The organism is Mucilaginibacter sp. RCC_168 (assembly GCF_041355315.1).
Lineage (GTDB): Bacteria > Bacteroidota > Bacteroidia > Sphingobacteriales > Sphingobacteriaceae > Mucilaginibacter.
In genome coordinates, this window is the sequence record NZ_JBFUPN010000014.1 from 175,869 (window position 1) to 198,782 (window position 22,914).

Here is a 22,914-nt window from a genome sequence, read left to right on the forward strand (position 1 = left end):
ATAAATGGTTTTATAAAATACCCTGGGCGGGATAATCATCCTGGCCCAATGCAGCGGCGCGCAGGGTTCGCAGGTTTTCGGAATGATCAAGCGTTTCAGTTAGTGCTTGTTCTTCGGTCATTTCTTCAGCCTGTTCTTCTTCTGGCACGACTTTCATTTGCGTTTCCCTGATCTTGGCTGCGATCTCCTGTTCAAGCCTGCGCAGGTCTACCTTTAGTTCAACCAGTTCCTGTTCCTTTTCAAAGGTCTTTTGACTGAGTTCCGTTAAGGTCGGAACCTCTGTAAGCAGTTCGGTTTGTTCTTTTTCATATTTTTCCCGTAACCCGGTGACTTTATCAATGGCATTAAGGAAATAGCGCGCGGCCAGCTTGGGATTATCGATGTTAGGGTTCCCGCCATTGCTCTGGTATTTGATGCCACCAGGCCCTTCGGCGAACAGGTGATTTTGCATCCGGTATTTGAATAAACCCTGATCTTCATAACCTTCGCGCTGCTGGCGGATATAAAGGTTAAACCCGTATAAAGTCCCTATACTTTTTTCCTCGGGTTCGCCTTTACCGGGCTGCCAGCCACGATAGAGCGCGATAATCTTATTGCCCAAAGCTTCGGCATCTGCTGATGGAAAATCGGTCAATTGTATAGGGTTCAGCTTATTGCCCTCTTTGTTATGCTTTAACTGCGAATTGTACAGGGCTTCGTCCTGGAACAGGCTGTCCATCGTGCCTTTGATTTCGCCCAGTCTTTTCACGGCAGCTTCCAGGCTGTAACGGTTACGGGCCACTTCGCGAAAATGGGCCGATTTCCAGCCCTCCAATTGCGCTACTTTCTTTTCTACCTTTGCCTTTTCCAAAAGGGTGGTGTCGCCGGAAAGGATGGCGATGTATTCGGAAAAGTTCATGCCGCTCTTTTCATCAAGCGCGCCCTCATCGAGTGTGCGCACATTCAGCTCGCAGTTCTTCATCTGTGAAATAAAGGTCTGCTTGTTTTTGAGCAGATTGAATTTATAGGCATCCAATGATTGCTCAACGCCATAAATAAAGTTCAGTACCTTATTATCGTAGAACTTTTTCGCCAGCCAGTTCCCTTGCCGCGCGCCTCTTCCATCGCGCTGCTCCAGGTCACTCGGACGCCACGGGGTGTCGAAATGATGCATGGCCAATACCCTTGCCTGCACATTAGTTCCCGTACCTAATTTCTCGGTACTGCCGATTTGTATCCTGATCTCGCCGTTGTTCATCATTCTAAACATCTCGGGCCGTTTCTTGTCCGGCCAGTCATGGATAAATGAAATTTCGTGTGCGGGAATATTAAAATCATTGACCAGTTTGGTCTTCAGCGCATCATAAATATTGAACTCATCCGGTTTAGGGGTGCCGATATCGCTAAAAATCAGTTGTGTTCCTTTATGAGGTGTGCTTTCGTGATAGATCTCGGCAACCTTGCGGGCACAAACATTCACTTTGTTATCAGGGTGGTCTTCATATTCCGGGTCAATCAGCCGCATATCGGCAGACATTTTCTTGGCGTAATTGGTGGCGATCAGCATCCTTGCATTATCTTCCTCAGCGGTCAGGCGCGGTCGGCCCAATAAGGTCGCATCGCCCGTTTCCGCAAACTTCATCAGCTTTTTAATAAAGTCCTGCTGGTCGGGGGTGGGGTGAATGTTTACTAATGTTTCAGAAAGCTCCGGCTTATCGAGGTTTATATGTTTCGCCGTTTTATAATCGGTGATCTCGTTATAAAAAAGCGCCAATTCGGGTACTTTGATAAAATGACGGAAACGTTCTTTAGCCGTAATCTGGTTAGTGACCGAAAATTCAAAGTCGGTAGTTTTCTTGGCGAATACCGCAGCCCAGGCATCAAAGTTGCTGATGCTCTGCCGTTCCAGTTCATTCGGTCGCAGGTATTTGAAGATCAAATACATTTCGGTCAGGCTATTGGAGATCGGCGTACCTGATAGGAAAGTAACACAAAGGTCAGCATCAAACTTTTGTTGTAAGGTTCTTACCGCAAACAGCATGTTCAACGCCTTTTGGCTGCCATCCTGGTTGCCCAAACCGGCCACCCGATTATGCCGGGTGGTAAAGGTCAGGTTCTTGAACTTATGCGATTCGTCCACAAAGAGGTGGTCGATATTCATTTCCAGGAAGTCGATGCCCGTGTCTTTTTTGTTTTCAAGCGCATATAATACACCCTCTAATTTGGCTTCGAGATTCTTCTTGCGCAGTTCCAACCCTTTAAGGATCGAGCGCGAAACTTCGCCGCCCAGGGATTTGAGGGTATCAAGGTCGGCCTGAATATTATCCAGCTCGGCTTCTAATATTTCCTGCTGTACTTCGGGTGACTGCGGGATCTTGCCGAACTGGTCATGTGTTAAAATGATACAGTCCCAATTATTATTCTTGATCTGGTGAAAGAGCGTTTGCCTTTTGACCGGGGTAAAATCGTTTTCACCGGGTGCCAGAATTTTCGCTTGTGGGTAAGCCTTGCGGTAGGTATCGCTGATCTGCCCCACATTGGCTTTGAGCGCCAGGATCATCGGCTTTTGGACGATACCTAAACGTTTCATTTCCTGCGCGGCAACGATCATAGTCAGGGTCTTGCCCAAACCCACTTCATGATCAATCAGCGCTCCCCGGTTCTGAATAATACGCCAGGCGGCATTTCGCTGCGAACTGTACAAATCTTCGATGCCCAGTGCCTTTCGGTCAAGCCCCGGAAAAGTTAAATGGCTGCCGTCATATTCACGCAGCACATAACAGTTGAAAGTTTCATTGTACAGCGCTTCTATTTTGTTCTTTTCGCTGCCCGGCAATTCGCGCAGCCATTCTTCAAAGCGGCTGCGGATCGATTCTATCTTCTGGTGTCCTAACTGGATGGCCTCGTTGTCCGGCAGCCTGACCGCTGTATCACCCGAACCTATTTTATAGCTAAAATAAGGACTGGTGTTTTCCAGCGCATGTTCCAAAAGCGCCGCGCCCTTCATTTTGATGCCGGACTTCGGCATGATGGCGAATTCCTCGTCGGTTTTGGCATTGCCGTTTTTATAGGTAACCTTAAAACTGTCTGCAGAAGAAAAATATTCGATATGAGTGTCCAGGCCAAACAGGTCGCTGGCAAATTGCTGGTAATAGCTCACCGGCATCCAGCGTTCGCCCAGGTTAAAATCCAATAATTCAAAGGGTATCTTTTCCGGCTGTACCCGCCTCATCGTGGCCAAACTACGGGCAATCTGCAAATCATCGGGATGCGCCTCGGCTGCCCTTTCCGCCACCGCTAATTTTTGGACTACATTCCCCGACAGGTAATTATCGTTGGTTTCCCAAGTGCGGTTTATGGGGTTCATCAGAATTTTGCCGTCCAACTGGCGGATGATGGCGAACTCATCCAGCCCGGTCATGGTGCTTATATAATCCAGGTCAACGATACCCTTATCATTTAAGCAGCGCGCCAATGCCTCGGCGGGATCATCGGTATGCAGGTTTTCCTGCTGCGGGAATACCGGGCCAAAAAAGATATCGGCTTTGGTCCAGACCTCGTTTTCCCGGCGCTCCAATGACGAGAGTAACACAAAGCCCAGTGCGGCATCCTGCAATATCCGGTTACGGTTAAGCCCTTTATTCAAATTGCCGTATTTGGCGGTAAAGCTTTCATAGTTCCGGTTAAGCAGCACCCGATGGTGCGGCTGTACCTGCAAAGTTTCTGCCTCCTTCGCATACAGTTCCATATAGCTGTCGCGCAAACCAATGTATTGCCTGAAAAAGGACAGGTCGTTTTGGTTATCAAAAGGCTGGAAGTCCGCCTGCCCGTTCTCGATCAGGCCGGTCAGACCGGCTTTGCCTTCATGGATCACTAATGTGTCGCGCTCGTAAAACGGTTTGATAGCGGTAAATGGCACCGGCCTGTCAGGCAGCAGTTCAAAGACAGTTTCCAGGCTCCGGTCGCCCTCGTAGCGGTAATCATGCCCGAACTGTTTCAGCCTGGCCGATAATGCCTTTAATTCATAGGTCAGGGAATTGCCGCTGACCCATTTATTGGAAAAGCTTAATTCCTGGACATTACTGAACAATTTATAGAGGTAGCGGCCTGTTTGTTTCGCCCGTGCGGTAATCAAAACAATACTGTCATGGTCTGGCCGGGCGGTCGTGCGTATGGTGCTGATCTGCCTGCCGGTTGCCGGATCTACAAAAGCCTTATCCAGGTCAGATAAATAACCCTGCGCCTGGTCATTATTCAGTGTCGGGGCATCGAAGAGACCTAATTGTCCCTGACCGGAAATTGCTGAGGACTGTACTTCAGGCATATCCAAAAAAGTTAAAAACCGTGCGTTCGGGGCGGTTTTACTTTCAGTTTTGCTTTTCGATTGCCCATCGGCCAACCGCTGCTGTAAGGTTTTCCAGCGGTCCAGATCAAAATTTGCAGCTAAACCTTCCGCGACTTGTTCCATGAGTTGCCGCCTGATGTCCTCCAACGGGCCTTTCTGCCAAATCCGCTGGCTTGGCTTGCCGTACTGGTTTTTGCCTTCCCCTATACTATCGGCCAATCGCAGTTCAGGGTGCCGGTCGATATAAGCATTGACGGAAAATTTACCAAAGCTATTTTCCTGTTCGACGGTATCGATCAGTAGTAATTCGGTTGGGGTAAAAGCTTCTTTGTTGTCGTTCTTCTGAACCAAGAGCAAATGACTAGGCGCTTCCGTGTTGGCGGTATCCTTCATCAGGTTATCCGGCAAAACCGACAAGCTGACAAAATCTGCCGAAGTAAATACATGCTTGCGCCCCAGGGTATTGGAGGCCGTATTTAAGAAAGCATCCGTCACCAAAAATGCAAGCAGGCCGCCGTCACCTAATTTATCGAGGCCTTTGGCAAAGAAATAGTCATGGATCTTGTTGGTTACCGCGCTGCCCTGGTAGGCCGGATCGAATACCTTAAAATTCCCAAACGGAATATTGCTGGTAATAAAATCATATTTGCCTTTTTCGTCCGCGGCTGTTTCCTCAAAGCCGCGAATCTGGACAATGCTATCAACCGGCAAACTTTTCATCAGCGCCATCAGCACCTTGCCAGTTAGTTCATCCTTTTCAACCACGTTGAACTCCTGCAAATCCGGGAAGGCCTTAACTGCTTCAGTGATAAAAATACCCGCGCCGCTGCTCGGCTCATAAAGGTGCTGCGGCAATATGCCCTCATCCTTCATGGAAGCGTATAGTGCGCCTGGCACCAGCTCCGGCGTATAAAATGCCGTCTGGATGCTGCTTTTCATCGCATCTATCGCTGACTTGTAATCGGCAGGCGACAATTTTTCCTGTAACAATTCATGCAATTGAACCACCAATGGATGCAGGCGCAGATCATTTGTGGAAGCGTTTTGTTGCACCCATTCTTCAACAGGCCCGGCCCCGAACAAAATGGCCTTTAAACCGCCAAATCCGGCATATCCTTTTAGTGTTTCCACTTCTTCGTCGCTATAACTATCTTGCTCCGACAAAGCGATACGCAGGGCGGCGATATTACCAGCCAGTTTTTTTGAACTGTTAAAAGCCATGATTTTCTTCTCCTTCCAGGTATTCGGCAATGGTGCCTGTGACAGCGTAGCGCAACAGCCGGCTGTCCTCGCTTTCAGGAAAGCCGAACTCATCAAATAAAAATTTGCAGGCAGCCAGTAAATTCAGCAGCTCATAAACGAGGATGCCGCTGATATGAAAAGCCAGGTGGGTTTGCTCAAATTCTTCCTCGAAGACCTCCTGCAAATAATCATAGCGTTCGCGTTCGTCCGGCTCCAGTAGCTTTAATGGGTTCATCAGATGGGAATTATATCCGCATCAAGCACGTCCTGGTAAGTGATATTCAAAGTGATCACCCGGCCGGAAATCTGCTTTTCGCTCAATTCGATATGCAGCACTTTATTTCCGGGAAAGGTTATTTTTTTCAGGACGATGATGTTGCGGTAGGTCTTTTGAAAAAGCGGGTTGTTAAATAAGATGAATTCGGGCTTGAGCTCCACTGACTGTACATTTGTAGCCTTGGTGATCTTTTTATCATCGATGTGAAAACGGAAGTCTTCAATATTGTAAGCCAGGTTCGTTTTGTTCCGGTAACCCAGGTCGATAAATACATAATCCCCGCCTGTATAAATATGGTATAGTTCTGCTTTCAAATCGAAGGCCTTCGTCTTTTCAATGACCCGCCCCGGCCGTTTAAAAAAAAGGTTGAGTGCCATTTGCTTTAACTGGTTTTGCGAAAGCCCGATACCCGAAATGTCAAGCGGACGGGTGTCGCCGGGGTCAATCGCAATTTCCGTTCGGGCATCCCTGGCGGTGATCGAATCCGCCCTGATTACATGATATTGGGTAATAAACTTTTCACCGGCAATAGTGATCACCGCATCTGCCGAATTCACCGAATCCCTTAAGCGGATGCGCAGTACATTTTTTAGTGGCAGGTCCCCGATAACCGACTTGGCGGAAATGTCCACGTACTGGATCGGCTCCGGTGAGATAAACTGCACGGATACGTTTTCGGGCACGTAAACAATCGGCAGGGAATTCTTTTTAACGCCCACGGCAAATGGCGTTAATTGGGCATAGCTGTGCAGGCTTGCCATAAATACGGCAAGAAAAAGGTGTAATCGTTTCATGGTTAGTAGTGTTGCTGCGCTTTTTCGAGCGCTTCGTTATCGATTAAATAGAGGTAAGAATTGTATTTGATCCTCGCCTTATCCTTACGGATCAGCCCGGCAATGGCAGATGAAGTGGATTCAAACATTTTACTGGCCGTGCTCATCGCAAACTGACTGGCCACCGAGCCGGTGCCGCCGCCGTCAATAGTCACACCCTGCACGGTATTGGTTCCAAGGTCTTTGGTAAAATCCCGAAAAGCCGATTCCGGCACATAAAGCCCGGAAAGCCCGTCGAGGTCGTATACCTGCAATTTGACAGGCAAAATCTTATTTTCATACAAAATGGATTTGACCGTCAGTTCCACCCGCTGCCCGGAAAAACCCGTGATCAATGCGTAGAGGTAAGTGCCTTTGGCAATACGGTAATCACCAGCGTCAATATCATCCAAAAGCCGCAGGCGGATACGCGAACCAGCATAACCGGTAAGATTCTCATCGATAACGACCTTGATAAAGTCCTGGTGTTTTTCAGGGAGCACGGTGTTAAACTCCGATGATGGCGCATATGCCAGCTTCACCGATAATTTGGGTTCGGCTGCTTTTTGCGCGGCAACTTTTGCCCGCGCCTCAGACTGCTGCCGTTCGGCTTTTACAGCCGGGTCGTTAGCCTTGTTCATACTATCGAGGTAGGCCATCTGTTGCCGGAAGGTTTCCATTGGGTCTTTAACCTTTTGATCATTGGCTACGCTATTTTCAGCGGGATGGCGGTTTTTTAAACCGTTGAGTGCTGCAAGCATGGCCTGATCATTATTAACAAGGTTCTTTTGCACCGATGCGCCTGCCGGACTTTGCGCGTACCTTGCTTTCATCGCCTCATTGATCGAGTCCAGCATTTTCTTTTCCTTGTCGGAGTAGCTGCTTTGAAAGGCCGGGTTGCTGGTCTTTTCGGATGGCAAGGGGTTAATGGCGGTCATGCCATCACCTTCCTTATAGGTATTACGATAAGCATCCAGCTTATCTTCCAATTGTTTCTTTTGTACATCGCCGGAAACCTGGCCTACGGAAGTGTTGATGCCATTTACCGGCTTATCTTCCGTCTTTTTGGCGGCAAAGCCGCTGTGATAAACAAAGAAGAACAAACACAGAAAAGGCAGCAGGATCAGCGGCAGGATGTATTTGGGTTGTTTTAAATTGATTTGCATAATGCTAATGGGGTAAAGTGAGACGGATATGCTGCAGGCTGTCGAGATCCCGCACCAGGGTGATGCTGTCAGATTTATTCAAAACTTGTTTTGCGGTAATACTATCTACCTGCCGCCTTAAATGAATGGTTGTCTTTAGTGCCGCACCTGCTGCCAGTATATCATCAAAACCGCTGTTCGAGACTTCACTTTGCGGCTGGGCCTTTGCCTTTTCAGGTGGCACCATTTTAGGATGCAGCAATACCGCCAGTACCACCGAAGCCAATAATAGCGCCGTCATTAAACAAAACAGCAAGCGAGGATATTTGGCAGCCAACTCCTGACTGAACTGGCTGCCTTTATCCGTGTAGACCGAAAATTCCTTTTTCAATTCACTGTACAGCGTATCCCTGGGATCGCGGTTAGAATGTATTCTTCTGAACATTTTCGAGGTCTTTGTTTTCAAGTGTTTTCCAGTTCACAATGAGCACTCCATGCGGGTTATTATCGCTGCGGGGAATATCTTTCAGATATCCTTCGGTAATTAGCGAACGGATGACCGTCGAACTGCGGCGGTCAATCTTCAACTTACCGAAATAGCGGAAATACCGCCTGGTCATATCCAATGAGATCGAATCCGTTTGCAGTGTAATGACCGAACTGGAGGACAGAATGGAGTTGAAAAAACCATTCTCCTTCAAATTATTGTACTGGTCAACGCCCGATTCATCTACGAGGTACATCGCCTTTTTTAACTGGTATTCGATATACTTATCATCTGGTGTCAGCGAAAAGAACAGGGCATGGAACAGGTCGATGTCAGCACGGTACTCTGCCGGGCGGTTAACCTGCATATCCGTCTGACCAGCCTGCAATGGAATACCATTACTCAGGATGTAAATGCTTTTGCGGGCATCGCTGACCTGGCGGTAAGCATATGAGCAGCAGATAGCCGACAAAACGATGGAGGTCAAAAAACTGCCCACAGCTACCCAGGTCGCCAGCCTTATTTTGGCTTCGATATTTTTTACAATCATAAAAGGTTGGAAAAGAGGTTAGATGAAACTGCCGACGATGCGGGTGGCACCCGCCATTGTGCTGGCACCACGGCCAAAGTTGGAAGCTGCCGAGCTGATACCTGATGTAGAAATTATCCAGGTAGAAATGCTGGGCACGGTAAACATACAGATCGCGCCGATGACAAAAACGATGATCACGGTACCAAATGATAAAATTCCATTACCAGCAAAAACCGCCAGCTTGGCTATATCGGCGGGCGCACCAGTCCTGCCAACGAGTTCCTGGTATTTACTGATTTCGGAAGTAAGCGCGTATTGCTGCATCAGTCCGCATAAATACATAATGAGATATGCGATACCCGAATACAAATTGACCGAAACAAAACGGGCGACCCATGTGCTGAAACTATCTCGGAAAGCAGGTAAAATACTGACCGCCACCGAAAACGGACCAAGGATAATGAGGATTGAGGAATAGATAATTTGAATCATAAAAATTATGTACACGGCTATCCTGAGAATCCAGATGCCGAGCAATTCCAACAACTGCGTAAAAAGCAATTGCATCCCGACAGTAAGCCGGTTCTTCAATTCCAATAGTGGGGACACTACATCGGCAATGCCCTGTTTGACCGTACTGGTCACGGTGTTCCATGCCTGCCCGTACCAGGTATCGCTTTCCTTTTCGGCAACATCGGCCTGCGCCTGGAAGGTATAGAGTGAATTGGCAACCTGAAGCATCAGGTTAGCGCGTGTAAAGCGCAAACCGTCTACATCGCTCTGCACGCTGTCAAACATTTGCTCAGTCTGCTGGGCAACTAAATCCGTAGGGAAAGCAATCATTTTCACGAACCCACCCCACCAGATAATGATCATCGCTAAACCAAAAGGCCGTAACAGAGGCATGATCTCCATACGCTTATCGCCCACCATCATTTCGTAACTCTTAATGGCAAAAAAGATGATCATAAAAATTGCGGCCAGCGCCTGTGCATCCGATATGAACAAATCGAAATGTGTCCAGATCGAATTTTTGAGGCCCTTTAAAAATACCATAACACCGCTTTCATAGACGGCATCGCCCTGTAAGTATTGCAGTGACTTTCGGCTGATAGCGGTATCGACGGTAGTCGTCTGGGCAAAGCCTGCCGTTCCCCAAAGGGTAAACAGCAGGCATAAAATGGATAATTTCTTCTTCATCAGTATTTAGCGTTCATTATAATTTTGTTGGCAATCTGCACATCACTGTTCGGCGTCCAGTTGGGAATAGTGACCATGCCTTTTTGCAAGGCCTGCTGATGCGCAGCCATATCCAAAGTCATTTGTGCAGTCGAGGTCCGTATCGCCCAAACGGATGAAAGGTTTTTGTAATCGTTCAGCATCCGGTAATAAGCCATGATCCGTGAACCGCGATCCATATCGGTGGAACGTGCGCCGTTCAGCCTCTCCTTTAATTTATCCAGTTCCCCGGTGTACCACCCGTAAAGTCCTTCGGATACTAATTTGCCGCTTACCTGCGGGGACAAGCCCCCTAAAATGGAAACCGGCGTATAATTCAGTAAGGGGTTAAATTGCTGCTTATAATATAATAGCCACAAGGGGTCGGCATCTGACAACAAACCCGACTGCAAAGCTATTTGCGATAGCGCCGTATTGCGTGCCGTATCGGATTGCAGCTTATAACGGTTATCGATACCGTTCATGGTCGCCACTAAAGCCAGCCGCTGTGTTTGCTGTCCATTGGCGCTCAAAGGCCGGATGTCTGTTTTATGGTAATTCGGATCAAACAGTCCCCAAACCAACCAGTAATAAGGGTTCAAACTTAAAAATCCCGCTTTGGGGTAGAACTTGTTCTGATCCCATTGCTGGAACACCATGCGCTGGCTTTGGTTATCCACCGCATCATCCTTGATGATAGATTGGGCTTTAAGAGCCGAAAGGCAAAAGCAAAAAACGAAAAGGAAGATTATTGATTTCATTGGTTTAAATATTTAGCGTTAGTAATAATTTGCTGGACGAAGTATTTGTCCTTATTGATAAAGTCCTGCCATGGGTTGATCGTAGCGATAATGCCGCGCTGTTTGGCCCAATACATGGCGCGCCAGGCACCATAGGCCAGACCGTCTAAAATCTGTAAGGTAGTCGTGACCTTTTTCAATAGCTGGTCGCGCCCGTTATAATCAGCCAGTATATTATCGCCGGATTTCAGCACGAAGGTCGATACCTCGCTGACCAGCGCCAGTGACCTCACCTTCATTTCGTTGGCTATATTGGTGGCAAATAACAATAAGTAAGGATCGGATTTGCCTAAAGCCAATGCCTGGTTCAGATAACTGATCATATCGGCGGTAATGGTCGCCATGTATTTGACCTCCAAGCCATCCTTTAAAGCGGAGTTGACATTGGACAAACCGTTATAAATCATTTCCTGCGCCAGCACTACCGAACCTACGTTGGTATTCAGGTCTTCAATGTTATTGTTGATCTTGCCCAAATACTGATTATGGGTTTCTTCTGCGCTGCTGCGAACCGCCTGGTTAGCTTCGACAGAAGCGAAATATTTCGGGTCGAAAACGTATTGCTGTGCGGAGCAAGGCGAAAGGTAAAAGGCGAAAGCCGAAAGGAATAAAAGAAATAGCTTTTTCATTGTTTGAGGTATCTGGCGTTTTGAATAATACTTTCAGCGACGTTTTTATCCTGATCGATATAATTCTGAAATGGGTTGATGGAGCGCAGCAGGGAGTTCAGGCTGGAATAGGTTAGCGTAGTGACGAGGTTGCCGGATAGTTCCTGTATTTCTGATAGCTGCATGAGCACGTAATCAAATAACAGTTTCCGGTCTGAAGCCTTCATCTGGTTGACATCGCCAATCGACAAGGTCAGTCCTGTCACATAACCAATCAGCCCCTGTGCTTTTTCGACAAACTCAATTTCTGTTTGATAACCCAAAAATGCAAGTGCCGGGTTCTTTTCCACCAGACTTATGATTTGCGCCTGGTAGCTTACGATCTGCTTCACTTCAGGCACCGCGTAAATTCCTATGTCCGCGATGTTAATGGCCGTACCTAAAGTATTGTACCTGTTTTGTAGGGTGCGGTACATATTCTTCATCTTAGTAAGCAGCGTTAAATTCGCCTGCTCATTGGCCGTAACTGTCGCCTGGCTGTTCCGTGCCTTGACCTGCTGTGTATGTTCCGACTTGGACTGATCGATTAATTGGTGGATGCCTGCAATGTCGAGGGTGCTTTGCTGTGCGGATGCGGAAAGGGAAAAGCAGCAAGCTGAAAGTAGCAATACTATAAATAACTTCATTGCTTTAAGTATTTCGCGTTGTTTACTACATCATTTGCGATCTGGACATCCATGTTCTTCCATTCGGCCCAGGGATTGAGCGAAGCCCATATCCCGCGCATTTTCGCCCAGTACATCGCCCGTCCCATACCGTAAGCAATGCCGCGCAGGATCTGCATTTCGCTCTCAATATGGTTGAGCAGCTTGCCGCGTTCTCCGGCATCCATCATATTATTTCCGCCTCTGAGCACAAAAGCGCTGACATCCCCGGCAAGTGTTACGGCGCGCGTTTGAAATTCACGCGCGCCTTCCTCGGCAAACAACAGGAGTACCGGATCAGATTTGGCTATGGTTATCGCCTGGCCCACATCATTTACAATATCGGTTCCGCAACTGGCGATCTCTTTGATGGAGGTGAGGTTATTAATGACCGAAGCTACCTGGCTCAGGCCGGTATAAATCTTGTTTTGGAGGTCATTGACAATAACCAGTTGCCCGGTCACGGCCAATTGGCCTTTTTGGATCGCACTCAGGTTATTATTAGTTGTATTTAACTGGCCGTTGATCACGGCGCTGTTGACCGCAATAGCTGCCGAAGTCGCCGGGTCAACGACGATTTCCTGACCGAACACGGCTTTACACAGCAATAAGGGCAGGAGGATAAGGAGCATTAATGTTATCTTCATAGATGTCATAGAAAAAAGGATGATCGATTTGATTAATATGGCTGACAAACTGTGCGAGGGACAGTTTACTGGAGTGAAAATCATTGACAAAAAGGTCTAACGCGTGCTGATACCTACCAAAATATTCGATGTAAACTTCGAGTGCCGATTTCTCCGGCTTCTCCGTGGAGAAAGTCAAATACTGGTGCAGGCTGACCTCTACGCCATAGACCTCGCCAACCGCACCGCGCCGGATATACACTTCTTTAAAGCGCCCTCGTCCATCGGTATTCTCCAACTGGTTAATAGAAAATATCTTTTTTCGCTCAGTTTCATTTATCGATAACAGGGCGGCGATCTCGTTATAATTATCTTTAAACTTGGTCTGGTCAAGCAGGCAGATGGTATCGGAATTATTAATAATGCTGTCTTTAACTACCGCGTTACCGATGATATCGCCCAATTCCTGGGTAACCACAATGGCTTCTCCCCAAAACTTTCTGACTGTTTTGTAGAGGTATAAAAGGTAAGAAGCCATTAAAGGGCTTGCAATCGCTTTCCATGCCTCTTCGACGACCAAAGCCTTTCGGCGTGATGTCCTGAAGCGCATCTTCTGAATGAATACATCCATGATCGCCAGCGTAACGATTGGAAAGAGAACCCGATTTTCCTTCACGGCGTCAATTTCATAGACGATGAAGCGCTCCGTGAACAGCGATGAGTCTGTCGCTTCGTTCAGGATCTGTGCAAATTCGCCGCCCTTATAAAACTTCTTCAAAACATAGCGAAACTCATCCACATCGAACGGAATGCGTTCTTCCTGCTTGATCTCCGGGATCTTCCAGAGCGCGAATTCATAAAAACTGTTGAAGTTTAACTGTTCGATATGCGGCTTGCCCTCGGCTTTCAGGCGGCGCAACTGTTCTTCCTTAACGGCCTGGTGAAACTTTTCATCATAGGCCACGCGAAATGGATTGGCTTCGTTTGGAGTCAGCGTATCGCCGGAATGGGTCAGCCCATCTATCAGAACCTGGTCATCGCGCGACAGTTCACCGGCAAGATCATTGTCCAGCACTTCAATTTCAAAATCAGCGAATGGCAGAATCCCGCTACCGCCTTTCATTTCTTCCAGTACTTTTTTGCGGATGGCGAATTGGTCCTTTTTGGAGACCGGGGGTAGTTCTCCCTGCTCAAAGTATTGCAGGTAATAGGCATTGATCACATTGCTGATTACATCCCGCTCCACCTGGCTGAAAGTACCATCGGCACCTTTCCAAAGCAGGCCGACCAGTGTGATCAGGAAATCCTTTTTCTCGATATTGAATTCTTCCACGGTAATCTGGAAGGGGTTCATCGTGATCGGCTTTTTATCAGTATAGGTAATGTACTTGCCCTTGTAATAAGCGCATAAGCCGGAATAAGAATGGCCGGTGTCCACAATGATCATATCCATATTGAACAGCATATACTGTTCGATCAGGCTATTCATGAAGAAGGATTTACCAGAACCGCTGGGGCCCAACACGAACTTGTTCCGGTTATTGATTCTGTTAGTCCGCATCGGGAGATCGGCTACGTCAATACCTACCGGTACGCCCTGCCGATCCGTAAAGCGTACCAAAAAATCGGAGGGCTCATCGAGCGGCATCGATTCTTTCAGAAAGAAACAAACGGCGGCATCGCAGGTGGTCAGGAACCAGTCGTAATCTTTCAGTTCCACCGCATTACCTGGCAGGGCGCAGCGGTAAAGTTCCAGTTGGTTATAGCCATTCTTGCTGGCCATTATACCCAAACCAAATAAGGCGCTTTCAATAAAATTGGCCGCTTTCTGTATTTTGTCCTGCTGTGCTGCCAGCACAATATTAAAATGGCAGTTGACCAATAACTGGTTCTCCCGTGCCACATCATTTAATAGCAAATCAATGTCCTCGACACATAAAGTATTTGCCGGGTCTGGTATGCCGGAGTGCCGCTTCTTTTTCAGTTCCAGCTTTTTGAGCGTCATGAACTGGCTGGGTATATCAATGACCTGGTTAAACAGGATTGCCTCGAAATCGGGCACCCGGAACAGGAACGAAAGGAAATCCACCGGGAAACCCCGCAGAGTTTCCTTTTCATTCATTTCGATGTGCGTACTTACCGATGGCGGCAAATCCACGTTATCGATATTGATCAGCGGGATATTGCGGATAGCGCGATCACCCATTTTGATCTCGGTATCGTTCGGCGCGAAGTTGTTGAGCACGATATGCTCCGGCTTAAAATCCATCGCCAGGAACTGCATGATCAGTAAATTGAGCTGCTGTTCTATCAGGATCACGGGTGTCGTCTTTGCGGCAACCAAAATGTCCATGACCTTGTCCAACTGCTGGCTGAAATCCCGCAGCATCTTTTTATCAAAAACATAAAAAGCACCCTTGCGTACCTGGCGGGTCAGTGTGATATAAGTATTGACCCTGATATAATCGCGCCCGGCAAAATGTTCATTATATTTCTGCTGCAAATACTCGCCGCCATCTTTGAGCGGGTATTCTTCCTTACTGATCACATCTGATTTTTGCAGTAAATACCCATCGCCCATGATCTTGACCACGTTTATCATCAGCGCGTGGAATTCATCGTAAGCCGCAGAGGCAGCCGAAAAGCGGGTAACTGGGTTATTGATTTGAATAACCACCGAACATTCACCGCCTGCACCGACTAAAATATCGATACCATTATAATGGTCGATACCGATATAGGGAATGTTAAAGACTTGTTTTCCGGCCATAACGGGAGAGATTTTTGAAGTTTACCTGGTGAATAAATATGCCCGACGGGCGGGCTTTGATATGGAGGCCTTGTTTCTGTTTAGCGGCGATAAAGACAAGCCCGCCTGCAACGGCGGCGATAAGGACGATCAGGCCCAGCCACATATTGACCAACGCCATTGTCAATGCGCCCAATACCAGGCCGGCCAGCAAAGAGCCGACACCCCAATAGATATACTTGCCTTTAAAACCACGGTATACGAGGGGCCTTTGGAGCCCCTTGTATACCTGGAATTGCCTGGCCATTAGGTGAGGCCAAAAAAGGCTTTGATAACAACTGCTGAAACCACGAGGAAAACACAACTTCCTCCCCAACCCATCAACTCCTTATTGATGTCCTGGTCTCCACTGTTCCATTTAGAGTAGACGCGGATAGCGCCGACAATACCGACGATACCGCCAATGACCAGCGTGACATTGGTCACCGGGGCGACATAGGTTTTTAAGGAGGTGGTAGCAGAGTTCAGGCCGGTAACACCGTTCTGGGCAAAGGCGGATGCCGTACCCAGGGCAAGGACCACGGCTGTGGCCCACATTTTTTTGATTTTGTTCATTGTAGGGGTATTAAAAATTGAGTGGAATAAAAAAGGCGGCCTCCCGATTTATCGGAAGAACCGCCGGGGTTATGGAGGGGTATTAAAAAACTTAAAGGCCAAACACGCCGCGCAGGAAGGCACCTGCCAGCACCATGAAAAAGGCGGCAAAGAACCAGGCGGCCACCTGCTCATCGATGCGGGGGTGGCCCATTTGCCAGTTATGGTAAATACGCACTGCGCCGATAATGCCAAACACGGCGGCCAGCACCAGCGAACAGTCCATCGCGGAAAAGAAAGTCGATCTTAAATTTTGCTGCGCCTGCTGCATTTCCGAAATGCCAGGCTGCGCGCTTGCGCCCAATGCCAGCAGGCAGCAGCAAAAAGTCAATAAAAATGCTTTCATATTAGAAGCTGACAGAGCGTGTATAGATGATGGCTTCCTGTTTGGCCAGGCGAAAGAGATCGGTGATCGGTACCCCACCGGAACCGATCACTTCACTTTTGCTGGGGGATTTTGTTGGCTGTACAGCCTGGTCCGCCAGCTGAACCGGCGTGACCTGTTCGGAAAAGGTCAGTTCATGCGCATTTCCGCTGGCTACGTCCTGCCGTTTGCTATGCGCCAGGTCTGTCAGGATGACGATTAAATAGTAAAGGCCATATCCGCCAGCCAGCCAAAGTAAAAAATGGGTCCAGTTCATGTTTTGAGTTGTTTTAAGAATTGGTCAATAGCCAGCTGCAGTTCCGGGTGCTGTTTCAACAGGTCGCTGATGGCAAAGGCCATTACCCTGGTAATGTCAATGCCTGTGGCCAGCTTCAGCTGGTTGAGGATCACGACCGTGTATTCATCGAGCCTGATGTGCACGACACTGTGATGGTCGCTGTTATCATAGGCCCTGATTTGGTCTAATATCTCGTTGAAGGCAGGGTCGCGCTGCTGGCGAAGGATTTTTGGGTTCATAGCTCGAAGTTGGCTAAGTGTGCTTTGATTAATGATTTGAGTTCGGGGTTCTGCTCGAATAACTGCCTTATAGAAAAGCAGATCAGGCGAGTTACCTCTATGCCGGTGGCGATCTTCAGGTGATGGATCATTTTTGCCGTTTGCGCATCCACACGGGCATGGATCAGTGTTTTATTGGCGCTGACATCGAGATTGCGCATCAATGAAACGATCTCCGGAATATCCGGCGGCTTCGCTGATTTGGGTTTAACAACTTTTACAGGTTTTTCCGGCGTGTCCGGTTTGGCCATTTTACTCCTTAACTGGTCGGCCAGCGTTTTGATCTCGCTCATAAATACGGTTGGATAAAGTCTTTAAAAACCCGGTCGAATACAGGCAGCAAAAGCGCCTGCACGTTGAGTGGTGTCTGGAAAGTATTGGTGCGCTGGAAATCGATCCGGTCGGCAATTGCTTCGGTAACGTGCCCCAATTGGTTCAATTGGTCGTTCACGTCCGCCTTGATCTCGTACTTCACATTGGCCTTGATGCGGTTGGGTACAAATAATAAATGCACCTCCGGGTTGATTTTCTTCAATACCAAAGCAAAAGGAATCGTCGATTCAAAGCTGAACTCGTCATAGGCAAAAGGGCAGATGGCGACCTGTGCGGCTTTAAATACACCGATCAGACCATCATCATCCAGTTTACCCGGCAGGTCGATTAGTACAATATCCTTTGGATTGTCCCGGATAGTGTCAGCCATCATTGGAAAGTCGGCCAGCCCAAATGCCAATACCTCGTAAGGTTCGGCATTCTCCAGTATTTTTGCTTTCTCGAATTTTTGGGAGATCGACTGCTGGTAATCCATATCCAACACGGTGACTTTGCACTTTTTGGTTTGCGTGAGATAATTGGCCAGCAAAAGTGTGAGCGTGCTCTTTCCGGCACCGCCTTTCTGGTTCCCGATAATAATGACCATAAGATTTGTTTTAATTGTCAGCGGAGATTGGTTCTTGCTTTTTTCTTTCGGCGGCGCTTCATCCCTAATACCGCATCATCGTCTACGTCTGATGCCAGGTTGATACCGGGAATAGCCGGATGCTGTCGTTGCGGTTGTTCGGTGCTAAAGTGATTGGCTAACACCTGCTGCTGCTTTTCATTTAGCAGTTCATCAGTGTTGATGAATACACCGGCTGCCGGATCATGGAGGGTAAAGCCATTTTCGTTTTTAATTATGACCAGGGCCTGGTGCTGTAAACCCTGCGTCAGATCAGGGTAGTTGTACATCGCCGCTTTTAATAATGCGGCATAGTAGTTCAGTTGGCTAGTGTTGTTTTCGTAACGAACCCGTGGCTTTTCTTTTGCCGGGCTTTCTGAAACGAGCATGGCTAACAATTCCTTTAAAGGCATGATCTCACCACCCTTGAAAATATTTTTACCGGAATGATCGATCACGGAATAGCCATATGGCGGCTTATCGCCGGAAGCGTGAAATACCAGTTCGACCCCGAATTTGACTTTCATAATTGCAGCAAATTCAGACTGGTAGCCTTTTCGCCCTTTCTCTAAGGAGGTGTCATGAGCGGCTGAATATTTATGGAACCAGGCCTTTAATTGTATCTTTCGCTGCTGATCGGCATCCTTGCTCAGTCTTTGCGTGACCAAATTTCGGTCGATGGTTTCCTGTAACTTTCCGAATTTGATCACCTCGTAAAGCCCGTCCTGTTCACTCAATACATAGCCCTTACTTTCCAGGATCATCCGAAACTGCGCTTCAGTGGTAAACCTGAAGGCCAGCGCATTTTCAATATCGCTTTTAGCGTTATGTTTGGGATCAATACCCAAAACGCGGTTCAAAGTCTCCACCGCCCGTATCTTTTCAAAGCGGTCGCTGATCTTTTTACCAGTGCGGTCGATGCGTGCGGTCACCAAATGGATGTGGTTATTGGCGGTATCCTTATGAAAAATGATCAGGGAGGGTTGTTTTTCATAACCCATCTGCGTCAGCCATTCCTCTCCAATGGCGGTCAGCTCGTGCTTGTCATAAGTGCGGCCTTCTGCTGAAATCACCACATGGAACTGCGGCCGTCTGACATGCTTATTCGTAGCCGATACCATTGCAAGGTGATTTTTGTAATCCTCCGGGCGCACGTTCATCAGGCCCTGCAAAGCGCTGAAGTTCGCCACCTTCATCAACTCGCCCTTATTTGCATCAACCTTATCAGTATTATAGCTAACAGCTGGAAAGCCACCGGCAGGCGGCAGGATATGGACGATCATAATTTGTTCTTAGTGAACTTGTGTATTCAGAACTTTTTCACTGCGCACAAACTCACTGCGAACAAGTGCACTTAAAACAAAATCGGACTGAATAAGTGCCGTGCAAACAAATTCGCTCCAACCAAATTCATTGTGAACAAATTCGCAACAAACAAGTTCCCACCGAACTAAGCGCCGGTCATCCGGAATACTTTGCGCAGGCTGGCATCCAATGCTTGTTGATTTTTGAGGTATTGCTCAAACAAAACATTAAACCGCTCGATCACGACAGGCGATAACATACCTTGCTTTTTCAGGATATTCGCATATTTTGCCAGCTGGTTAATGTTATTGCCGCAGCGTCCCATCTCGGCACCCACCTGATCCAGTAAAACAATCAGTTCCTTTGCATTCACGACCAGCAAACCGGCATTGCTTAACAGCCGCTGCCTGACCAATTCTGTTTTGGTCAGGCCTAATGTTTTTTCCAACTCACAGATGATAGCATATTCATCTTCGGTAAAGCGGGCATCAATCTTTTTGTTCCTTTTATCGGCCAGCATTTGCGGCCTGCCCTTTGTTCTGCCTCTACCATTCATCAGAGTAAACGAGTTGCGAGTTTACGATACTCCCTGGTCTTTGCGTAGGTACGGAGCGAAGTCCAGGGCAAGATTGCGACTGGCTGGCAAAAAACGAGCGAAGCGGTTTTTTGTCGGACAGGAGCACATCTTGCAAGGGGAAAAACCAAAAGGGAACTTGTTCGTTTTTCATCGGTTTAGCTGATAGTTGGTTCGCCCAGCGACGATCAGATCGTTGTAATCATTGTAGCCTCTATATATAACGGCGCGGTCTTTGGCCCAGGGTAGTGCAGAAGTAAAATCAAGCGTGGCCTGCCGTCCTGATTGGTCATTGTCGAGGTAGAGCGCAATGTCCCGGAAGTCCTGAGCTTTAAATATTCCTGCCTGAAGCAAAGAAAGGGAGTTCAGAACGAGCACGCTGTCCGCTGCGAATGGATTCTCTGTGAGCCAGCTCAGGTAATTAAAAAAACCTTCGAACACCGCCAGCTTCTTTTCCGAATTCGGAATAAAGCTGATGGCCTTACGGCCGAGGCAGCCTTTGAAATTCAGGTTGCGGATTTCCCAGGCACCATGTTCGTTTTGCCATCCTGCAGCAAAGAACTTATGCCGCTTTTTATCTTCAGCTTCAACGTAATAATAAATTTCTTTGAGGCGACCTTCCGCCACCTGACCGACACCCCGGCTTTCCAGGTAATTCAGGATGGCGGCATTGCTGCCGAGGTCTCTAATATCCAGTATTTCATAATTAGAATCTTTTTCAGCGGGTGGCTGTCTTTTATAAACCTGTGGAGCTAAGACCGGAACTGAGCCGCCGCAGGTCAATACGATCTTTTCCAATACTTCGGGAAAAGGCAAGCCTTTCCAATATTGCAAACCAAAATCTATAATGTTGCCGCCTTTGCCTTCGCCGAAATCGAACCAGGTACCCTGCTTATCATTGACCGAAAAGGAGGGCGTCGTATCCGAGTCGCGCAGCATACTCAAATAAAGCTGTTCATTGCGTATGCGCTTGACCGGCTCATAGCCCAAGTGCGTTAACAGGTCAACAAGAGAATACTTTTCTTTAATCTCGCTGGCTTTTAGTGGTTGTTTTTCCATAATTTCGGGCATAAAAAAAGGGGCACGAGGCCCCTTCAGGTTATTAATATGTTGTTCGGAACTACTCACGTCGTATTCTACAATACGGCCTCCCGGCTGCCAATGCGCGTTCGCTTTATTGATACTATCTCAGCTTCGCAAAATTTCCATTTCTTAGGTGGATAATGCTTCGTTCCCCGATGTCAAAGACCGTAGAGTCAGGAGAACTTGTTCTTGCCTGATCGACGGTACAAAGGTTCGGAGAGTGCAGATTTTTACCGGGTTCCTTAAAGGGTCGGACCCTTAAATAATTTTTAATGTATTGGTTTTCAATAATTTGATGAGCATTTCCTGGTTAGCTATTTTCTTCATTTATAAAAATAAAGGAATAATCAACCTCATCACGGGAATTTAAAAAGTCGTTGAATTAATTTTAACCATAATCAAGCGATGGTGACTTTTTAGAACTACTCACAATTTCACTCACATAGACTTTAACAATGATTGATACAAATATCAATCATCTATATTAAGCTTTGCAGCAATAAAGTGGGTTAGTTTTCGTACTTTCAATAAGCATTTCTAAATTGAATTTACTTTATCATAATACAAAGTAAGCCTATCTATTCTTTGTCGAATGTGTAAATATCTCCACTTTTACCACTGCATTTACGAAAAAACTCATTGGGTATTCCCTCATCAAAATTAACATAGGTAGTTAATTTAGGATCACAAGAATTATTTCCACGTTTATTTATAAATACTAGCTTATTGCCTTTGATAAAAGTTGGAAGATCATCTATTATTGTAAGTGGATAATTACCAAGATATTTATCATTCTTATCAAAAATTAAGACACGGGATGTTGCGCGATGAGCTTGGCCCCATAACCAAACCGAATTCATAATTTTAAAGTGAACACCCTTTTTTGAGCTAAGCCAACCTAAGTATGTGAGATGAGTCGTAGATCTATCTTCCGTTTTAAAGATAAACTCACGACCTACGCTATTGCTTTTAAGCACTTGCAATCTTAAATTTTGCTCTTTTACTTGTCCAAAAGTCCCAAAAGAAATAATGAGTAAAAGGGCACCTGAGATTGTAAGATAATTCATTTAGACTATTTGGTTATAAAGAGTAGTTTGAAGTGGTCGTTTAGAAGTTAGTTGTAAGTATCCAATATATGCAAAGAAAGCAAAAGGTTTTTTGCTGGCACATTATGAATTTACTGATAAAATGGTCTTTACAAATCTTTGTACCTGGTCTATTTTTGTAATATGAATAAATTTAAAAGTAAAAATTGGAATAATGTAGAATTAGATTTCTATTGGTTTTATGGCAAAGGCGAATTTTTGCAGCCTGATGGCAACAATATAATTGTTGATGAATTTACTGTCCGTCCTATTGATAAGGGAATACAAGGAACCTACACTTTTCAAGTGCTTGAAAACGATAATGAAGCCAAAATTTTATCTCAGACCAGAGATGAGGGTAATGGCGTAAAAGGCATGAACATCTGCGAAGCAATGCTGCCCGAACTTCATAGGTACTATAAAAAAAATATTATTTCAAGCTCAAAATCTGCACCGGTAATCCCCGAAGAAAGCAGGGTAAAGAAAATGACAGCTGTTTACGAACAATTAGAAAAAACAGGACTTGTTAAGTACGATAATATAAGAGACATTTTTGTTTATCCTAACCATGTTTCTTGAATAAATTTAACAATTATCATGTATTCGTTTTATTTTTTTGAATTAACTTATAAGAAATTTTTGAAGCATTTTCAACTGGGCCAACCAATGCGCTTACGGTGCTTTTGCGCCTTTGCAGGTACGAAATACACCTTGAGATTACGGTGCTTCGCACCGTAATCGTATTGCCCCTTATAAGTTTTACGATTTTCTCTGGTTTTTCCACTTGCACGTTTTCGGTGCTATAAAGAACG

At 46.7% G+C, this 22,914-nt stretch carries 24 protein-coding genes; 2 read left to right on the forward strand and 22 right to left on the reverse strand.

Going from position 1 to position 22,914, the window contains the following annotated elements; translation table 11 throughout:
• Nucleotides 1-10: 10 nt before the first annotated feature.
• From AB6735_RS15200 to AB6735_RS15255, 12 genes are read right to left on the reverse strand one after another with little or no spacing between them, the layout of a single operon-like run.
• A complete protein-coding gene (locus AB6735_RS15200; protein ID WP_370996699.1) occupies nt 11-5,545 on the reverse strand; it encodes a DNA methylase in 5,535 nt (1,844 codons plus the stop codon).
• On the reverse strand, nt 5,535-5,801 hold the full coding sequence (locus tag AB6735_RS15205) for a hypothetical protein (RefSeq protein ID WP_370996700.1): 267 nt from the start codon (nt 5,799-5,801) through the stop codon (nt 5,535-5,537). The genes AB6735_RS15200 and AB6735_RS15205 overlap by 11 nt, the downstream gene beginning before the upstream one ends.
• Complete coding sequence (locus tag AB6735_RS15210) at nt 5,801-6,637, reverse strand: DUF4138 domain-containing protein (RefSeq protein ID WP_370996701.1); 837 nt, start codon at nt 6,635-6,637, stop codon at nt 5,801-5,803. The genes AB6735_RS15205 and AB6735_RS15210 overlap by 1 nt, the downstream gene beginning before the upstream one ends.
• Nucleotides 6,638-6,639: 2 nt before the next feature.
• A complete protein-coding gene (traM, locus tag AB6735_RS15215; protein ID WP_370996702.1) occupies nt 6,640-7,821 on the reverse strand; it encodes a conjugative transposon protein TraM in 1,182 nt (393 codons plus the stop codon).
• A 4-nt stretch (nt 7,822-7,825) separates the two neighbouring features.
• On the reverse strand, nt 7,826-8,245 hold the full coding sequence (locus AB6735_RS15220) for a hypothetical protein (protein ID WP_370996703.1): 420 nt from the start codon (nt 8,243-8,245) through the stop codon (nt 7,826-7,828).
• Nucleotides 8,223-8,837 carry a conjugative transposon protein TraK gene (traK, locus tag AB6735_RS15225; RefSeq protein WP_147058059.1) on the reverse strand — a complete coding sequence of 205 codons (615 nt, stop codon included), beginning with the start codon at nt 8,835-8,837 and terminating at the stop codon, nt 8,223-8,225. The genes AB6735_RS15220 and traK overlap by 23 nt, the downstream gene beginning before the upstream one ends.
• Before the next feature lie 18 nt (nt 8,838-8,855).
• A complete protein-coding gene (locus AB6735_RS15230) occupies nt 8,856-10,019 on the reverse strand; it encodes a plasmid transfer protein (RefSeq protein WP_370996704.1) in 1,164 nt (387 codons plus the stop codon).
• Nucleotides 10,019-10,798: a hypothetical protein gene (locus AB6735_RS15235; protein ID WP_370996705.1), complete on the reverse strand. Its 780-nt coding sequence runs from the start codon at nt 10,796-10,798 to the stop codon at nt 10,019-10,021. The genes AB6735_RS15230 and AB6735_RS15235 overlap by 1 nt, the downstream gene beginning before the upstream one ends.
• Complete coding sequence (locus tag AB6735_RS15240) at nt 10,795-11,466, reverse strand: hypothetical protein (protein WP_370996706.1); 672 nt, start codon at nt 11,464-11,466, stop codon at nt 10,795-10,797. Before AB6735_RS15240 ends, AB6735_RS15235 begins: the two co-directional genes overlap by 4 nt.
• A complete protein-coding gene (locus AB6735_RS15245) occupies nt 11,463-12,131 on the reverse strand; it encodes a hypothetical protein (RefSeq protein ID WP_370996707.1) in 669 nt (222 codons plus the stop codon). The genes AB6735_RS15240 and AB6735_RS15245 overlap by 4 nt, the downstream gene beginning before the upstream one ends.
• Nucleotides 12,128-12,781: a hypothetical protein gene (locus tag AB6735_RS15250; RefSeq protein WP_370996708.1), complete on the reverse strand. Its 654-nt coding sequence runs from the start codon at nt 12,779-12,781 to the stop codon at nt 12,128-12,130. Before AB6735_RS15250 ends, AB6735_RS15245 begins: the two co-directional genes overlap by 4 nt.
• Nucleotides 12,747-15,545 (reverse strand): helicase HerA domain-containing protein, encoded by a 2,799-nt coding sequence (locus AB6735_RS15255; protein WP_370996709.1) that lies wholly within the window; start codon nt 15,543-15,545, stop codon nt 12,747-12,749. Before AB6735_RS15255 ends, AB6735_RS15250 begins: the two co-directional genes overlap by 35 nt.
• Between AB6735_RS15255 and AB6735_RS15260 the strand changes: the two genes are divergently transcribed.
• On the forward strand, nt 15,520-15,834 hold the full coding sequence (locus AB6735_RS15260; RefSeq protein WP_370996710.1) for a hypothetical protein: 315 nt from the start codon (nt 15,520-15,522) through the stop codon (nt 15,832-15,834). The genes AB6735_RS15255 and AB6735_RS15260 overlap by 26 nt on opposite strands.
• On the opposite strand, the gene AB6735_RS15265 is transcribed toward AB6735_RS15260, so the two are convergent.
• The 10 genes from AB6735_RS15265 to AB6735_RS15310 all read right to left on the reverse strand — a co-directional run bounded on the left by AB6735_RS15265 (nt 15,831) and on the right by AB6735_RS15310 (nt 22,084).
• Entirely contained in the window at nt 15,831-16,139 is a 309-nt protein-coding gene (locus AB6735_RS15265) for a DUF4134 domain-containing protein (RefSeq protein WP_091151819.1), read from the reverse strand. The genes AB6735_RS15260 and AB6735_RS15265 overlap by 4 nt on opposite strands.
• A gap of 91 nt (nt 16,140-16,230) precedes the next feature.
• Nucleotides 16,231-16,524: a DUF4134 family protein gene (locus tag AB6735_RS15270; RefSeq protein ID WP_345955228.1), complete on the reverse strand. Its 294-nt coding sequence runs from the start codon at nt 16,522-16,524 to the stop codon at nt 16,231-16,233.
• A gap of 1 nt (nt 16,525) precedes the next feature.
• Entirely contained in the window at nt 16,526-16,819 is a 294-nt protein-coding gene (locus AB6735_RS15275; RefSeq protein WP_370996711.1) for a hypothetical protein, read from the reverse strand.
• Nucleotides 16,816-17,079 carry a hypothetical protein gene (locus AB6735_RS15280; protein WP_370996712.1) on the reverse strand — a complete coding sequence of 88 codons (264 nt, stop codon included), beginning with the start codon at nt 17,077-17,079 and terminating at the stop codon, nt 16,816-16,818. The genes AB6735_RS15275 and AB6735_RS15280 overlap by 4 nt, the downstream gene beginning before the upstream one ends.
• Nucleotides 17,076-17,411 (reverse strand): hypothetical protein, encoded by a 336-nt coding sequence (locus AB6735_RS15285; RefSeq protein ID WP_370996713.1) that lies wholly within the window; start codon nt 17,409-17,411, stop codon nt 17,076-17,078. Before AB6735_RS15285 ends, AB6735_RS15280 begins: the two co-directional genes overlap by 4 nt.
• Entirely contained in the window at nt 17,408-18,037 is a 630-nt protein-coding gene (locus tag AB6735_RS15290; RefSeq protein ID WP_370996714.1) for a ParA family protein, read from the reverse strand. Before AB6735_RS15290 ends, AB6735_RS15285 begins: the two co-directional genes overlap by 4 nt.
• Before the next feature lie 17 nt (nt 18,038-18,054).
• Entirely contained in the window at nt 18,055-19,338 is a 1,284-nt protein-coding gene (locus AB6735_RS15295; RefSeq protein ID WP_370996715.1) for a relaxase/mobilization nuclease domain-containing protein, read from the reverse strand.
• A 167-nt stretch (nt 19,339-19,505) separates the two neighbouring features.
• The gene (gene mobC, locus AB6735_RS15300) at nt 19,506-19,916 is read right to left on the reverse strand and encodes a plasmid mobilization relaxosome protein MobC (protein WP_370996716.1); all 411 of its coding nucleotides are present in this window, start codon (nt 19,914-19,916) and stop codon (nt 19,506-19,508) included.
• A 168-nt stretch (nt 19,917-20,084) separates the two neighbouring features.
• Nucleotides 20,085-20,993: a toprim domain-containing protein gene (locus tag AB6735_RS15305; RefSeq protein ID WP_370996717.1), complete on the reverse strand. Its 909-nt coding sequence runs from the start codon at nt 20,991-20,993 to the stop codon at nt 20,085-20,087.
• A gap of 602 nt (nt 20,994-21,595) precedes the next feature.
• Nucleotides 21,596-22,084 (reverse strand): hypothetical protein, encoded by a 489-nt coding sequence (locus AB6735_RS15310; RefSeq protein WP_370996718.1) that lies wholly within the window; start codon nt 22,082-22,084, stop codon nt 21,596-21,598.
• A 162-nt stretch (nt 22,085-22,246) separates the two neighbouring features.
• Here AB6735_RS15310 and AB6735_RS15315 point away from each other — a divergent pair, with 162 nt between their 5' ends.
• Nucleotides 22,247-22,681, forward strand: a complete 435-nt coding sequence (locus AB6735_RS15315) for a hypothetical protein (protein WP_370996719.1) — start codon at nt 22,247-22,249, stop codon at nt 22,679-22,681.
• Nucleotides 22,682-22,914: the final 233 nt, after the last annotated feature.

Excerpts from the sequence above, each read along its gene's own strand:
- AB6735_RS15240 (WP_370996706.1), bottom strand. The coding sequence starts at position 11,466 with ATGAAAAAGCTATTTCTTTTATTCCTTTCGGCTTTCGCCTTTTACCTT.
- traK (WP_147058059.1), bottom strand. The coding sequence starts at position 8,837 with ATGATTGTAAAAAATATCGAAGCCAAAATAAGGCTGGCGACCTGGGTA.
- AB6735_RS15210 (WP_370996701.1), bottom strand. The coding sequence starts at position 6,637 with ATGAAACGATTACACCTTTTTCTTGCCGTATTTATGGCAAGCCTGCAC.
- AB6735_RS15295 (WP_370996715.1), bottom strand. The coding sequence starts at position 19,338 with ATGATCGTCCATATCCTGCCGCCTGCCGGTGGCTTTCCAGCTGTTAGC.
- AB6735_RS15270 (WP_345955228.1), bottom strand. The coding sequence starts at position 16,524 with ATGAAAGCATTTTTATTGACTTTTTGCTGCTGCCTGCTGGCATTGGGC.
- AB6735_RS15205 (WP_370996700.1), bottom strand. The coding sequence starts at position 5,801 with ATGAACCCATTAAAGCTACTGGAGCCGGACGAACGCGAACGCTATGAT.
- AB6735_RS15265 (WP_091151819.1), bottom strand. The coding sequence starts at position 16,139 with ATGAACAAAATCAAAAAAATGTGGGCCACAGCCGTGGTCCTTGCCCTG.
- traM (WP_370996702.1), bottom strand. The coding sequence starts at position 7,821 with ATGCAAATCAATTTAAAACAACCCAAATACATCCTGCCGCTGATCCTG.
- AB6735_RS15315 (WP_370996719.1), top strand. The coding sequence starts at position 22,247 with ATGAATAAATTTAAAAGTAAAAATTGGAATAATGTAGAATTAGATTTC.
- AB6735_RS15260 (WP_370996710.1), top strand. The coding sequence starts at position 15,520 with ATGTTAAAGACTTGTTTTCCGGCCATAACGGGAGAGATTTTTGAAGTT.
- AB6735_RS15245 (WP_370996707.1), bottom strand. The coding sequence starts at position 12,131 with ATGAAGTTATTTATAGTATTGCTACTTTCAGCTTGCTGCTTTTCCCTT.
- AB6735_RS15230 (WP_370996704.1), bottom strand. The coding sequence starts at position 10,019 with ATGAAGAAGAAATTATCCATTTTATGCCTGCTGTTTACCCTTTGGGGA.
- AB6735_RS15310 (WP_370996718.1), bottom strand. The coding sequence starts at position 22,084 with ATGAATTATCTTACAATCTCAGGTGCCCTTTTACTCATTATTTCTTTT.
- AB6735_RS15280 (WP_370996712.1), bottom strand. The coding sequence starts at position 17,079 with ATGAACCCAAAAATCCTTCGCCAGCAGCGCGACCCTGCCTTCAACGAG.
- AB6735_RS15275 (WP_370996711.1), bottom strand. The coding sequence starts at position 16,819 with ATGAACTGGACCCATTTTTTACTTTGGCTGGCTGGCGGATATGGCCTT.
- AB6735_RS15200 (WP_370996699.1), bottom strand. The coding sequence starts at position 5,545 with ATGGCTTTTAACAGTTCAAAAAAACTGGCTGGTAATATCGCCGCCCTG.
- AB6735_RS15255 (WP_370996709.1), bottom strand. The coding sequence starts at position 15,545 with ATGGCCGGAAAACAAGTCTTTAACATTCCCTATATCGGTATCGACCAT.
- AB6735_RS15220 (WP_370996703.1), bottom strand. The coding sequence starts at position 8,245 with ATGTTCAGAAGAATACATTCTAACCGCGATCCCAGGGATACGCTGTAC.
- AB6735_RS15285 (WP_370996713.1), bottom strand. The coding sequence starts at position 17,411 with ATGAGCGAGATCAAAACGCTGGCCGACCAGTTAAGGAGTAAAATGGCC.
- AB6735_RS15290 (WP_370996714.1), bottom strand. The coding sequence starts at position 18,037 with ATGGTCATTATTATCGGGAACCAGAAAGGCGGTGCCGGAAAGAGCACG.
- AB6735_RS15250 (WP_370996708.1), bottom strand. The coding sequence starts at position 12,781 with ATGCTCCTTATCCTCCTGCCCTTATTGCTGTGTAAAGCCGTGTTCGGT.
- AB6735_RS15305 (WP_370996717.1), bottom strand. The coding sequence starts at position 20,993 with ATGGAAAAACAACCACTAAAAGCCAGCGAGATTAAAGAAAAGTATTCT.
- mobC (WP_370996716.1), bottom strand. The coding sequence starts at position 19,916 with ATGAATGGTAGAGGCAGAACAAAGGGCAGGCCGCAAATGCTGGCCGAT.
- AB6735_RS15235 (WP_370996705.1), bottom strand. The coding sequence starts at position 10,798 with ATGAAATCAATAATCTTCCTTTTCGTTTTTTGCTTTTGCCTTTCGGCT.